General features: G+C 40.0%; 13 protein-coding genes and 1 pseudogene. 11 read left to right on the top strand and 3 right to left on the bottom strand.

Annotated elements, in window-relative coordinates; all coding sequences use genetic code 11:
- Positions 1-3 precede the first annotated feature (3 nt).
- Entirely contained in the window at positions 4-582 is a 579-nt protein-coding gene (locus F4694_RS06750; protein ID WP_179596179.1) for a YpmS family protein, read from the top strand.
- A gap of 31 nt (positions 583-613) precedes the next feature.
- On the opposite strand, the gene F4694_RS06745 is transcribed toward F4694_RS06750, so the two are convergent.
- Positions 614-1,360 carry a DUF4397 domain-containing protein gene (locus F4694_RS06745; RefSeq protein ID WP_179596177.1) on the bottom strand — a complete coding sequence of 249 codons (747 nt, stop codon included), beginning with the start codon at positions 1,358-1,360 and terminating at the stop codon, positions 614-616.
- A 308-nt stretch (positions 1,361-1,668) separates the two neighbouring features.
- Between F4694_RS06745 and rsgA the strand changes: the two genes are divergently transcribed.
- The 3 genes from rsgA to msrB all read left to right on the top strand — a co-directional run bounded on the left by rsgA (position 1,669) and on the right by msrB (position 3,833).
- A complete protein-coding gene (gene rsgA, locus F4694_RS06740; protein WP_179596175.1) occupies positions 1,669-2,739 on the top strand; it encodes a ribosome small subunit-dependent GTPase A in 1,071 nt (356 codons plus the stop codon).
- Between the two features lie 178 nt (positions 2,740-2,917).
- On the top strand, positions 2,918-3,409 hold the full coding sequence (msrA, locus tag F4694_RS06735) for a peptide-methionine (S)-S-oxide reductase MsrA (RefSeq protein WP_218895574.1): 492 nt from the start codon (positions 2,918-2,920) through the stop codon (positions 3,407-3,409).
- Complete coding sequence (gene msrB / locus F4694_RS06730; RefSeq protein WP_179596171.1) at positions 3,399-3,833, top strand: peptide-methionine (R)-S-oxide reductase MsrB; 435 nt, start codon at positions 3,399-3,401, stop codon at positions 3,831-3,833. The genes msrA and msrB overlap by 11 nt, the downstream gene beginning before the upstream one ends.
- Before the next feature lie 24 nt (positions 3,834-3,857).
- Here the strand turns inward: msrB and F4694_RS06725 are convergent, their stop codons facing one another.
- Positions 3,858-4,484 (bottom strand): DUF502 domain-containing protein, encoded by a 627-nt coding sequence (locus F4694_RS06725; protein WP_374757412.1) that lies wholly within the window; start codon positions 4,482-4,484, stop codon positions 3,858-3,860.
- A gap of 86 nt (positions 4,485-4,570) precedes the next feature.
- Here F4694_RS06725 and F4694_RS06720 point away from each other — a divergent pair, with 86 nt between their 5' ends.
- The 3 genes and pseudogenes from F4694_RS06720 to F4694_RS06710 all read left to right on the top strand — a co-directional run bounded on the left by F4694_RS06720 (position 4,571) and on the right by F4694_RS06710 (position 7,448).
- Entirely contained in the window at positions 4,571-4,726 is a 156-nt protein-coding gene (locus F4694_RS06720) for a YjcZ family sporulation protein (RefSeq protein WP_179596167.1), read from the top strand.
- 176 nt (positions 4,727-4,902) lie between these two features.
- Positions 4,903-6,369, top strand: coding sequence for an NAD(P)/FAD-dependent oxidoreductase (locus tag F4694_RS06715; RefSeq protein ID WP_179596165.1), 1,467 nt, complete (start codon positions 4,903-4,905; stop codon positions 6,367-6,369).
- A 105-nt stretch (positions 6,370-6,474) separates the two neighbouring features.
- A pseudogene (locus F4694_RS06710) lies at positions 6,475-7,448 on the top strand (S66 family peptidase).
- Between the two features lie 22 nt (positions 7,449-7,470).
- On the opposite strand, the gene F4694_RS06705 reads toward F4694_RS06710, so the two are convergent.
- Positions 7,471-8,835: a TrkH family potassium uptake protein gene (locus F4694_RS06705; protein WP_179596163.1), complete on the bottom strand. Its 1,365-nt coding sequence runs from the start codon at positions 8,833-8,835 to the stop codon at positions 7,471-7,473.
- 181 nt (positions 8,836-9,016) lie between these two features.
- Between F4694_RS06705 and F4694_RS06700 the strand changes: the two genes are divergently transcribed.
- From F4694_RS06700 to F4694_RS06685, 4 genes are read left to right on the top strand one after another with little or no spacing between them, the layout of a single operon-like run.
- A complete protein-coding gene (locus tag F4694_RS06700; RefSeq protein WP_179596161.1) occupies positions 9,017-10,366 on the top strand; it encodes an aspartate aminotransferase family protein in 1,350 nt (449 codons plus the stop codon).
- On the top strand, positions 10,367-11,059 hold the full coding sequence (locus tag F4694_RS06695; protein WP_179596159.1) for a CoA transferase subunit A: 693 nt from the start codon (positions 10,367-10,369) through the stop codon (positions 11,057-11,059).
- Positions 11,044-11,709 carry a 3-oxoacid CoA-transferase subunit B gene (locus F4694_RS06690; protein WP_179596157.1) on the top strand — a complete coding sequence of 222 codons (666 nt, stop codon included), beginning with the start codon at positions 11,044-11,046 and terminating at the stop codon, positions 11,707-11,709. The genes F4694_RS06695 and F4694_RS06690 overlap by 16 nt, the downstream gene beginning before the upstream one ends.
- 34 nt (positions 11,710-11,743) lie before the next feature.
- Positions 11,744-13,012 (top strand): peptidase, encoded by a 1,269-nt coding sequence (locus tag F4694_RS06685; RefSeq protein WP_179596155.1) that lies wholly within the window; start codon positions 11,744-11,746, stop codon positions 13,010-13,012.
- Positions 13,013-13,072 lie beyond the last annotated feature (60 nt).

Below are 13,072 nucleotides of genomic sequence, written 5' to 3'. Positions count from 1 at the left end.
TCTATGAAAAATAAATGGAAAACGGGATTCTTTCTTTTATTGGGATTCATTGTCACTATTGTTATTATTCTTTTATCCTTAATCATGGTACCTGCTAATGAAAGCGGAAAAATCCAACAAACGTTACCCAATAACAAGAATGTTTCTTTCGAGGTTAAATCGAATAAGGAAGATCTCAATGTATTGATAAACCAATATATAAAAAAGGAAGCGGCGGATTCACCGATAGAATATAGTGTACAGTTGCAGGATGAAGTGGAGTTGTATGGAACCTTACAATTTTTTAGTCAAGAAGTAGATTTGAAGCTTACCTTCGAACCAGAGGCATTGGAGAATGGTGATTTGGTTCTAAAGCAAAAGTCAATTTCAGTTGGGAGCCTGCCTTTACCCGTTTCCTATGTACTTAGATTCATCAAAGAAAATTATAAACTGCCAAATGGTGTAGAAATTCATCCTAATGAAAAAATGATTCATGTAAACATGCAGCAATTAAAACTAAAAAGTGATGTTAGTATAAAAGTAAAGACATTTGATTTAATGAAAGATGATATTGCTTTTACGATACTCGTACCGGTTAATTAAGGTGGCTCATATCATGTGCCACCTTGTTTTTTTAATCTTTCAAAATCATTGCTTGAAAGGATGGTTCCCCTTCTGTAAGACCTAGCAATACAATGGTATAGGTTTCATTTGGACGAAACTGCGATTTTGGCAATGGGAGGATCACATTTTTCGTTCCAGCCTCTCTCACCTCTAAATCTACGGTCATCGGCATGATTCCTAAATAATCGGTAGCCTGTTTGTATGAAATGTTTGGAAAGACAACATCTCGGTCTTTTACGGCAATATCCAGGGCACCTGTATCAGAGGATAAATGCAGGAAACGTATTTTAGATTCGTTTGGCGGCACTTCTGGCTGAGTCAGGTAAGGCAACAGGCGCATTTTTTTCACAGAGTCAATAGCTGCTAAGGTATATGACTTACCAGGCTCAATCGTAATTCTCTTGTTGAGAACACTATCGACAGAATTTCCTGTTGGGTAAATATCAATGTGATGCTTTCCAGGCTTTAATGCTAAATAATTACTTGCGACTCTAAATGGAAGGCGCTTCACTTGCATTTGCCCATTTATATAAATATCGATATCCGGGGAATCTGGTGAGGTGTGCAGGAACCTGACCCTTCCATCGGTCTGGTTTTGTTGGATGTTACGCATCATCATCGCTTTATTCATATATTTTAAATGTTTCAGATAGTAATGCATGTGCAGGTTGGGGTTAGAGTATTTAAAATTATGAGCCAGCAAATCATACATTGCAGCCCTTTGAAGATAATCAGAATGATTTCTATTTCCAGACATACCATTTGCTCCTTTCTTTCGTTCTTTACAAATTAATTTATTCATGCATGTTTAGGTGGGTGTCTATATTTGGATTTTTTGTTTACAAATGGATAAAGTTGTCATATACTTAAAACAAATAAGTCGGAAGGCGGGTGAAGTGTAATGTTAAATGAAAAAACGTTAATTGCCGTGAATTTCAATATCGTTTGCACAGCCCGCGGATTCACCATTTAGGGGAATTCTCTACCCATTATTCCTTTGTGAAGATAAACCATGGGCTGTGTTGCCTATGGTTTTTTATTTTACTTTTTTTTGGAGGAATATGGATGAATTTAAATACAATTGGACTAACTGAAAAGATCAAAAATGACTTTCAAGCTTTAAAACAAAATGATGAGATGATAATCGGCCGAGTAGCCTTAGAACATAAGCATATGTATCGTGTATGGACGGAGCATGGCGACTTACTTTGTGAGGTTTCTGGAAGGTTTAATTTTGAAGCACTAAGTCGTGAGGATTACCCAGCAGTAGGAGATTGGGTGATTTTGAAACCGCGGGTAGACGAAGCCAAAGGAACCATATATGGAGTAATGCCTCGATATAGTAAATTTTCAAGAAAATCGGCAGGGAGAACAACTGAGGAGCAAATCGTTGCGGCAAACGTTGATACTGTTTTTCTTGTAAACTCATTAAATGATGATCTTAACTTAAGAAGAATTGAACGTTATTTACTGCTGACATGGGAAAGTGGTGCCAATCCTGTTATTGTTTTAAGTAAGGCGGATTTATGTGAAAATATTGATGAGAAACTTGCTGAAGTCGAAGCTATCGCCTTTGGCGGGGTACCGGTAATAGCGATTAGTGCAGAGTTAAAGAGTGGAATTGAAAAGCTTGAAGCTTACTTACAACCAGGGAAAACCATTGCATTATTGGGGTCATCAGGGGTGGGGAAATCAACCTTGACCAATTTGCTGCTGGGTGACGATAAGCAAGTGGTAAAGGATATTCGTGAAGGTGATGACAAAGGGCGCCACACGACCACTCACCGTGAACTGATTCAGCTTCCAAATGGCAGTGTGTTGATTGACACCCCAGGAATGCGAGAATTACAGCTTTGGGAAAGTGCGGATGGTTTAACAGAAACGTTTTCTGATATTGATGAATTGGGTGAAATGTGCAAATTTCGGGATTGTATGCATAAGGATGAGCCGGGCTGTGCTGTGCTGGAGGCGATTGAAGAAGGTACATTGGCTCAAGGACGTTTAAACAGCTACAATAAGCTCCAAAAAGAACTCGCCTATATCGAAAGAAAAGCCGACAAACGTGCACAAACCGAAGAACAGAAAAAGTGGAAAAACATTACCAAACAATCGAGGCAAAAAAAGAAAATGAAATAGGTAACTGCAGCCGAACCCGGGGACGTGGTTCGGCTTTTTGTACCGTTTTGGTCAGCAAATTGTATTTCTTATTAAAGATTCGGTATACTCATAGTCATAGCAAATAAAAACCAAAGGAGTGGGAATTGTGGAGGAAACGAAACAACAGGCAACATTTGCCGGCGGCTGTTTTTGGTGTATGGTGAAGCCATTTGATGAACAGCCGGGCATTATTAGTGTCATTTCTGGATATACCGGCGGTCATGTTGAAAATCCTACATATGAACAGGTGTGTTCGGAGTCAACAGGGCATTATGAGGCCGTTCAAATTACTTTTAACCCGGATATTTTTCCATATGAAAAATTGCTTGAGCTATATTGGCAGCAGATAGACCCAACCGATCCCGGTGGTCAATTTTACGACCGCGGTCAGTCATATCAAACAGCTATTTTTTATCAAGATGAAAAACAGAAAGAGCTCGCGGAACAATCCAAGCAAGCATTGCAGGAGAGCGGTCGCTTCAATAAACCAATCGTAACGCCAATTTTACCAGCAAAACCCTTCTATCCAGCTGAAGAATACCACCAACATTACTATAAGAAGAATAAAGCACATTATGAAGGATACCATGTAGGCTCTGGCAGAGCAGGATTTATCCAAACACATTGGGGGGAGAAGAATGAAAAATAAGGAAGAACTGAAAAAAGAATTATCGCCAATGCAATACGAAGTAACTCAAAATAATGGTACAGAGCCTCCTTTCCGAAACGAGTATTGGAATGAGACGAGAGATGGCATTTACGTTGATATCGTTTCAGGGAAGCCATTATTTAGCTCTCTTGATAAATATGACGCAGGCTGCGGCTGGCCGAGTTTCACCAAGCCAATTGTTGAAGAAGAAGTAATTGAAAAAGAAGATTACAGTCATTTTATGGTTCGGACAGAGGTAAGAAGTAAAACCGCTGATTCTCATTTAGGTCATGTCTTCGATGATGGACCGGGTCCAAATGGACTGCGATATTGCATTAACTCTGCTGCCTTACGCTTTATTCCGAAAGATAAGCTGGATGAAGAAGGATACGGAGCCTATAAGAAGCTGTTTGACGAAAATTAAAAAGCCGCATATCCGCGGCTTTTTCTATTGACCTTTTGCTTTTGAAGTGGAGGTCATTCCACCTGAAAGGATAAATTTCATGGCATCTTCGGGTTTAACGTCTATAATTTCTACTTGCTCTTTCGGGATTAAGAAGGTAAATCCGGCAACTTGAAATGTTTGCGGAACATAGACGGCCACATGGTTTTTAAGCGGACTATAAAAATCCTCTAGCTGTTCGGAAGTAATAAACCCCATACTCCTCATCTCTGTCCCAGGAATGACGACCAGAGCTACTTTTGAAAAAGACTTTTTCTCGCCTAAAAAGGATTGAACAGTATCTTTTATAACAGAGTAGATTGTTTTTACAACCGGAATTTTTTCCAGCCATTTATCAATCAGTCTAATAATGCTGCCAGTTATAAACTTTGTAGATAACCAGCCTAGCAGGGTGATTAATACAATTGTCGTTAGCAAACCAATGCCAGGAATGTAGTCTTCCTGAAGATAAGGTCTTAATGTATTGCCAAGCAATCCGTCGAGAAACAGAAAAGTTTTGTAAATAACAAAGATTACAAGAATAATGGGAACAATCGTCAAAATACCGTTAACAAAGCTCTTCAAGAGAGTTTTCAAAATATCATCACCTACATTTTCTTCATTGATTCTCATAATATAGGCGAATGCACAGACAGGTCAAGTACCTATTACATAAATTAAGAGTGTAAACAGACAAAAACCTTAAGGAGTGAATAGGTATGTACGGACAATTTGGTCATGGGTTTGGTCAAGATTGCTGTGGATTTGGTTATGCAGGACCATCAGTAGGTGGCTGCGGATGGGGTTATGGTACTTTCGTATTAATTGTGGTGTTGTTTATCTTATTAATCATTATCGGCGCTAGCTATTGCTGAACCTAAAAAGACTCAGGTAAAGTCCTGAGTCTTTTTTTGTTATTTTCAAAAAAAGAGCAAAACACGAACGATGTTATTTTTATTTTATAAATAGTTCGCTTTTAATGTTGACGCAAAGAAATATCTTTGATATATTTACCAAGGGTTAAGTAAATACGTCTTGGAGGTTTTGGACAATGGAAAATAGATATGATGTTATAGTAGTGGGTGCAGGCCCAGCGGGGATTTTTACCTGTTATGAACTTACACTAAAAATGCCGAACGCAAAGGTGCTGTTAGTGGATAAAGGGCATGATATTTATCGGAGAAATTGTCCAATTTTAGATAATAAAATAGAGAAATGTCCTCCGGCAGCAGGCAGGAAAGAATATGCAGGATGTTTGCCGGCATGCTCAATTACAGCAGGTTTTGGTGGAGCAGGTGCATATTCTGACGGTAAGTTTAATATCACGAGTGAATTTGGCGGTTGGATGACCGATTATCTTCCAGATTCTCAAGTTGTTGATTTGATTAAATATGTTGATTCTATAAATTTAAGTCATGGTGCAACAGAAAGTATTACCGATCCACTAACAGATAAAGTTAAGGACATCGAACGACGCGGCTATGCAGCAGGATTAAAACTCTTACGTGCTCAGGTTCGTCACCTTGGAACAGAGCAAAATCTAAAAATTATGAAAAGCATCTTTGAATACTTAAATGATAAAATTGAAATGTTATACAAAACAGAAGTTGAAGATATCATTACTGAAAGAACATCTGATGGACATACCATTAAGGGAATAAAGCTTAAAGGCGGAAAAGATCTTTATGCTGAAAAGGTCGTTATTACCCCTGGAAGAGACGGCTCCAAATGGCTGACCGAGGTTTTAAAGGCTCGTCGTCTCAAGATGAGTAGTAACCAAGTAGATATCGGCGTTCGTGTTGAAACATCTGATATCGTTATGCAGGAAATTAATGAGAATTTATATGAAGGAAAATTTGTTTTCAATACCTCTGTTGGAACAAGAGTGCGTACATTCTGCAGCAATCCATCAGGGCATGTCGTGGTTGAAAATCATTCCGGTATCATGCTAGCTAATGGGCATGCTTACAAGGATCCGAAGCTAGGGAGCCCAAATACCAACTTCGCTTTGCTTGTATCGCATACATTTTCAGAGCCTTTTGATAAACCGACTGAATATGCACACGAGGTGTCACGACTTGCGAATGCTCTTTCAAATGGCGGTTTAATCGTTCAAAAGTATGGAGATATTTTAAAAGGACGCCGTTCAACAGAGAGAAGAATTAAAGAGGGATTCATCGAACCGACATTAAAAGAGGCGGTACCTGGAGACCTTGGCTTAGTTCTTCCGTATAATACACTTAAGAGTTTAATAGAGATGACTGAGGCATTGAACCAAATTACGCCAGGATTAGCTTCAGAACACACATTGTTCTACGGAGTCGAAGCAAAATTTTATTCTGCAAGGCCAAAGCTCAATGATAAGTTTGAATCAGAAATCAGCGGATTATATGTTGGTGGAGATGGCGCTGGTATCACTCGCGGTCTTGCTCAAGCAAGTGCATGCGGTGTCTGGATCGCAAGAGATATCATCAAAAAAGCTGCAACAGAACCAAATAAAGAAGTCGTTATCGCCTAAACCCGCAAATTAAGCGGGTTTGTTTTTGTTTGAAAGCAAATATCTGCGCTACCCCCAATACCGCATTTTTGTAGTAAACTATTTAAAAAGGAGGGATTCATAACTATGCTGCCAAATCGATTATCTCCCGGGGATGAAATTAGGGTGATTGCGCCATCCACGAGTATGGCGGTTATCAAAGGGAAGCAAGTAGAACTTGCAACACAGCGTTTAAATCAGCTGGGTTTTACCGTCACGTTTGGAAAACATGTGGAAGACCACGATGAATTTTTCACGACTTCAATTGAACAAAGGATTGAAGATTTACACGATGCCTTTCGAGACCCAAATGTGAAAGGAATTTTGACTGCACTCGGAGGTTATCATGCGAACCAGTTACTAAAGTACATAGATTACGATCTAATCAAAAAAAATCCTAAAGTTTTTTGCGGCTACAGCGACATCACAGCATTAAATGCTGCAATCTATAAAAAACAGGCTTAGTCACGTATTTGGGACCATTTTTTTCAACATTTGGTGTGAAATATGGAATAGATTATACGCTCCAATCTTTCCTAGAAGCTGTAACGAATGACGCACCCTATGAGGTGTATCCTTCACCTACCTGGAGTGATGATAAGTGGCATCTGGATCAGGAGGAACGCACCTTTATAGAACAGGAAAACTATTTGGTCATCCATGAAGGTGATGCAGAAGGAAAACTGGTTGGCGGGAATTTAAGTACGCTGCACCTATTGCAAGGAACGGAATTCATGCCGTCACTAAAGGATTGTATTCTTTTTATCGAGGAGGATAATGAAGCACATATTCATTCTTTTGACCGCGTGCTTCAATCTTTGCTTCAACTCCCTGATGCAGCCAGTATAACAGGAATTCTCATTGGCAGGTTTCAGAAGGATTCAAACGTAACAGAAGCTGCAATTAAAAGGGTCATCGCAACAAAAAGTGAACTAAAAAATATACCTGTAATCGCAAATGTGAATTTTGGCCATGTTCAGCCTATTGCCACTATCCCAATGGGAGTGAACGCAGCGGTAAGTGGTTCAGGAACCACAACTACTATTACCATAAATGCATAAAAAGGGGGACCGAAATCCCCCTTTAACCAATCGTAACCTTTTCTTTTGGATAATGAATTTTCTCCTGGCTATTATCTTTGCCTCTTAAAATCAGCAGGCACGTAACAATCCCCAATCTTCCGATAAACATCAACAGGATAATGAGAATTTTCCCGAATGTAGTTAATAACGGGGTTAAACCCATTGATAATCCATTAGTTCCAAACGCAGACGTTACTTCAAACACTACTTGGATCAAGGTTCCTTTTTCCGTAATTGATAGAATTAATATCGAGAGCAAACAAAGGGCTGCCGCAGTTGAAATCACAATAAATGATTTAATAACATCCTCCGTATGCAGTTCTCTTCTAAATACTTTAATTGAACCTTTTCCCCTCGCATAAAAGAAAATCGCTAATAAAACAATTGCAAACGTCGTGGTCCGAATTCCACCGCTGGCGCTGCTGGGTGAGCCGCCAATGAACATTAAAACGGACATAAAGAGCTGATTGCTGACGGTAAATTCATTTATATCCATAGTAGCTAAACCTGCACTTTTGGTGGTCACTGAATTAAATAGTGAATAAAAAAACGTTTCATGCCAGGATTTATCAGCAAAAAAATGATAACTATCAAGTAAATAAATGATCAGACCTCCTACGATTGTTAGAATGACAAAAGTAGATGTAGTTAATTTTGTAAACAAGGTAAAATGATATCTTTTTTTACTTTTTAAACTTAAGAAGAATTCATAAACCTCAACAATAACGGGGAATCCAATTGCTCCGATAATCATCAGAAAAATAATAACTGTTTGTGCAAAGTAGTCATTATTAAAGGGTATTAATGAACTTCCTGTAATATCAAATCCTGCATTTGTAGTGGCACTAATCGAACCGAAAAATCCATGCTTAAAAGCAGATAAGGGGCTTTCATAGTAGTTTAAGAATCGTAATCCTAAAATAATTCCTCCAATAAATTCAACCGAAATGATGGTAATAAAAACCCGTTTAGCCAGCTGTACTAAACCAGATAAGTTAGATTGATTTTGGTCCACCATAATCAGTTGCCGTTCCTTTAAACCTACTTTTTTACCTATCATAATCCATAGGAAGGTACTAAGTGACATCACACCTAATCCACCTATTTGGAGGATGATACATAAGAGAAAAATGCCAAAATGATTAAATGTATCTTTTAAGGAGATGACACTTAGACCTGTTACACTTACAGCACTAGCAGATGTAAATAAGGCATCAATATAACTAATGGATGCATTTTCACGATGTGCCAACGGTATTTTTAGAAGTAACGTAGAAATGATTAACGCAGATAAGTAAAAAATAACAATTAATTGAATCGTTGATAATTCTTTCTTTTTAGAAAACGGCTTTTTTGGTATATTCATTTAATCCATCCTTATGTAAATCTAAGTGTAATTTTATATGAACCACCCTAAAAAGTAAAAGATAGTTTTCTATTAGAAAAGTAACCGCAGACTGAGGTGTTTATCCCTTTTAAATCTAAATAAGATGAAAGTATTAAAAAACTCGCTCATACAATGAACTAAAAGGGGAAGTGGTGTCAGGTTGGAACGTACGTATCTCATAAAACCAGCACTCGATGATATCCTGCCGATAATTGATTACGGCAAAGGGGTTTATTTGTATGATCGGGAAGGAAAGAAATATCTTGATGGTGCCTCAGGCGCTGTCACCGCGAATATTGGCCACGGAGTATCCGAAATTATTGAAGCAATGCAGGAACAAGCAAAAAAAATATCGTTCGTTTATCGCTCTCAATTTACGAGTGAAGCAGCTGAAAAGCTGGCTGAAAAAATTTCAGCACTTACTCCACGAGACTTAAATTGGTGCTTCTTTGTTAATAGCGGTTCTGAAGCGGTTGAAACAGCAATGAAAATGGCGATTCAATATTGGCAGGAAAAGGGTATACAAACCAAAACGAAGGTGTTATCTAGGTGGGTCAGCTATCATGGAATAACTTTAGGTGCACTTTCATTGTCTGGACATACAGGAAGAAGAGCGCGATTTGTTCCGCTGCTCGAAGATTTTCCAGTAATAAATCCCCCTTACTGCTACCGCTGTCCCTACAGCCTTCGTGCACCATCCTGCGGTTTTCTATGTGCACAGGAGCTTGAACATGCTATTAAACGTATTGGTGCGCAACATATTGCCGCCTTTGTCGCAGAACCGGTAATCGGAGCTGCAGGCGGTGCCATTACTGCTCCGAAGGATTATTTTAAAGTAATCAAAAAGATCTGTGATGAAAATGACATCCTTTTTATTGCGGATGAGGTTATGACAGGTTTTGGACGAACGGGATCTATGCTTGCAATGGAACAATATGAGGTTATCCCAGATATTGTGGCATTAGGTAAAGGGATGGGGGCAGGCTACGCACCAATAGCTGCGGCACTCGCAAGTGAAAAGGTCATTGAGCCCATTTTAGCGGGCACAAAAGTGGTGATGAGCGGACATACCTTAAGTGCAAATCCACAATCCTGTGCCGTTTCTCTCGCCGTACTGGAATATTTAGAAAAAAATAAGATTGTTAGTAGGGTAGAATCAAAGGGAGAATACCTAATGAATCTCCTGCTACAATTAAAAAATCAATATTCCTTTATCGGTGATATTAGGGGGAAAGGCTTATTGATTGGAATTGAATTTGTCGAGGATGCCGCCAATAAAACTCCTTTTCCTCGAAACGCACAAGTCACCCATACCATGATTACTCTTGCAAAAGAAAAAGGCCTGCTCGTTTATCCAGCTGGTGCTGGTATTGATGGGGTAACCGGTGACTCAATTATCGTTTCGCCGCCATTAACAATTTCGAAAAGTGAAATAGAAGAATTAGTTTCTCTGTTAGCAGAAACATTTGAAGGTTTTTCAAAGCAAATGAAGTCGGGCGGTGGTGTTTAGATGGAGAATCCATTTGGAAAAATTACAACCTTAGAAAAGGTTTTGGAACTCTTCTCTAACGGAATGACGTTAATGTTTGGGGGATTTGGCGGTGTCGGAACCCCGCCGACGCTCATTGATGGAATCCTCGAAAAAGGGATCCGGGACATCACATTAATTGGAAATGATACTGGATTTCCACATATCGGCATTGGAAAACTAGTGAGTCAGGAAAGGGCAGTAAAAGTGATTGCCTCTCATATTGGTTCCAATCCAATTGCCGGTAAACTCATGCACGAAGGAAGGCTTGAGGTGGAATTTTCACCGCAAGGGATATTAGCAGAAAGAATACGTGCTGGGGGAGTTGGTCTCCCAGCGATTCTAAGTGATATTGGAATGGACAATGAACTCGTATCAAAAAATAAACCCCATTTTCTCCTCAACGGGAAGGACTACTTAATTGAAACAGCTTTAACCGCAGAAGTATCAATCGTTTATGCCAAAAAAGCAGACCCCTATGGAAATTTAATTTATGACAAAAGTGCTCGAAATACGAATCCACTTGTGGCAATGGCTGGAGATATTACCATTGCAGAGGTAGAGGAAATCGTTCCGCTCGGAAGCCTTGACCCTGATGAGATTATTACTCCTGGTGTGTTCGTTGACCATATTATTCCTTCGAAGGGAGTGAACTGGAAATGGGCTTGGGAGTAGATTTTCGCAATACGATTGCCAAAAGAGCAGCAGAAGAAATCCACAATGGAATGGTGGTAAACCTAGGTATTGGAATTCCCTCCTTAGTTCCCAACCATTTACCGAAGAACATGATGGTCATGTTCCATGCTGAAAATGGGATTACAGGAATGGGACCAAGCCCAGAAAAAGGGATGGAAGATGAGAATTTATGTAATGCAGGCGGCTTTCCGGTTACCTTGAATCCAGGTGGTTCTTACTGTGATAGCGCTGTGGCATTTGGGATGATACGACGAGGACGGGTGGATATCACCATTTTGGGTTCCCTGCAAGTCAGCGCACAGGGGGACTTGGCAAACTGGATTGTTCCAGGAAAAAAAGTCCCTGGGATGGGCGGTGCGATGGAACTGGCCCAAAAGGCAAGAAAAGTAATTGTATTAATGAATCATTGTGATAAGGCAGGAAATCCAAAAATCGTCACGTCTTGCACGTTACCGCTAACCTCTGCTGCATGTGTGGATATGATCATAACAGAATTGGCCGTATTCAAGGTGACTCCTGATGGATTATTGTTAACAGAATTGTTCGCGCCATACGATTTACAGATAGTCGCCAATAGGACTGAATGTGATTTTATGGTAAGTGATACGATCCGGAAAATAGCCAATTAATCTCACCCATTCTTCTGAGGAAGGAGTGAAAGTATTGAAAAATCATGCAGAATTAATCAAGCAATGGCTGAAGGACAATCGGGCTAGAGGAACCCGGTTTTTACAAATCCTAGTCCAAGAGAATAGTACAAGGGGAAATGAAAGCAGTGCACAGGCTGTCATCATTGAAAAATGCCGGCAGTTAGGATTGGATCTTGATATTTGGGAAATTGACCGGGATGAGTTAGAGGGGCATGAGGCATTCTGCTGTGACCGTCAGAGTTTTGAAGGGAATCCGAATGTAGTGGCTCTGTTAAAAGGAACGGGAGGCGGGAAATCAATCATCCTAAATGGTCATATCGATGTGGTACCGGTCGGCGATGAGAAGAACTGGGAACATGATCCATTTAGCGGACATATTGAGTGCGGTAAACTCTATGGCCGCGGAAGCACAGATATGAAGGGTGGGACCGCAGCGCTTATTATGGCAATCGAAGCAATTATTGCTACGGGAATCAAGCTTAAAGGGGATATTATTTTTCAAAGTGTGATAGAAGAAGAAAGCGGAGGTGCTGGTACGCTTGCTGCGGTCATAAGGGGCTACCAGGCCGACGGGGCAATTATCCCGGAACCAACGGGTATGAAGATTTTTCCGAAACAGCAGGGTTCGATGTGGTTTAGGATTACCGTGAAAGGCAGGGCAGCACACGGAGGAACGAGATATGAAGGTATTAGCGCCATCGAAAAAGCCGTACTAGTGATACAAAAACTGCAGCAATTAGAGAAGAATCGTAATATTAAAATCACGGATCCGCTATTTAACAGCATACCAATTCCAATCCCGATTAACATTGGAAAAATAAATAGCGGCGAGTGGCCGTCATCTGTTCCTGATCTGGCTATTATTGAAGGAAGAATGGGTGTATCCCCTGAAGAGACAATTTCCGCCGCTCAAGGAGAAATGGCAGCTGTATTGGATGGACTAAATCAACAAGATGAATGGTTCCAAGAAAATCCACTTGGGATTGAGTGGTTTGGGGGAAGATGGCTTCCTGGGAATCTGGAAGTCGATCATCCATTAATGAAAACACTCTCTGAGAGTTTTATAGAAATTAAAGGTGAGAAGCCTGTCATTGAAGCTAGCCCATGGGGGACGGATGGCGGTATTCTCTCAAATGTGGGAAATACACCTGTGGTTGTTTTTGGGCCAGGAATAACTGCCACGGCTCATGACGCTAACGAACACATTCTTTTGGAGGAAATGTTTGCTGCATGCAAGATTATAGCTCTAACACTATTAAAGTGGTGTGAAGTCAGTGAATAAGATGAAATCCCTTCGAACTAGTAGAATTTGGTACAATAGTAAAATATGAATCTTTCATGT

Origin of the sequence: Neobacillus driksii, from assembly GCF_013409995.1 — a bacterium.
Lineage (GTDB): Bacteria > Bacillota > Bacilli > Bacillales > Cytobacillaceae > Neobacillus > Neobacillus driksii.
Note: the sequence above shows the minus strand (reverse complement) of the source record. Positions and strands in the feature narration are given on the sequence as shown.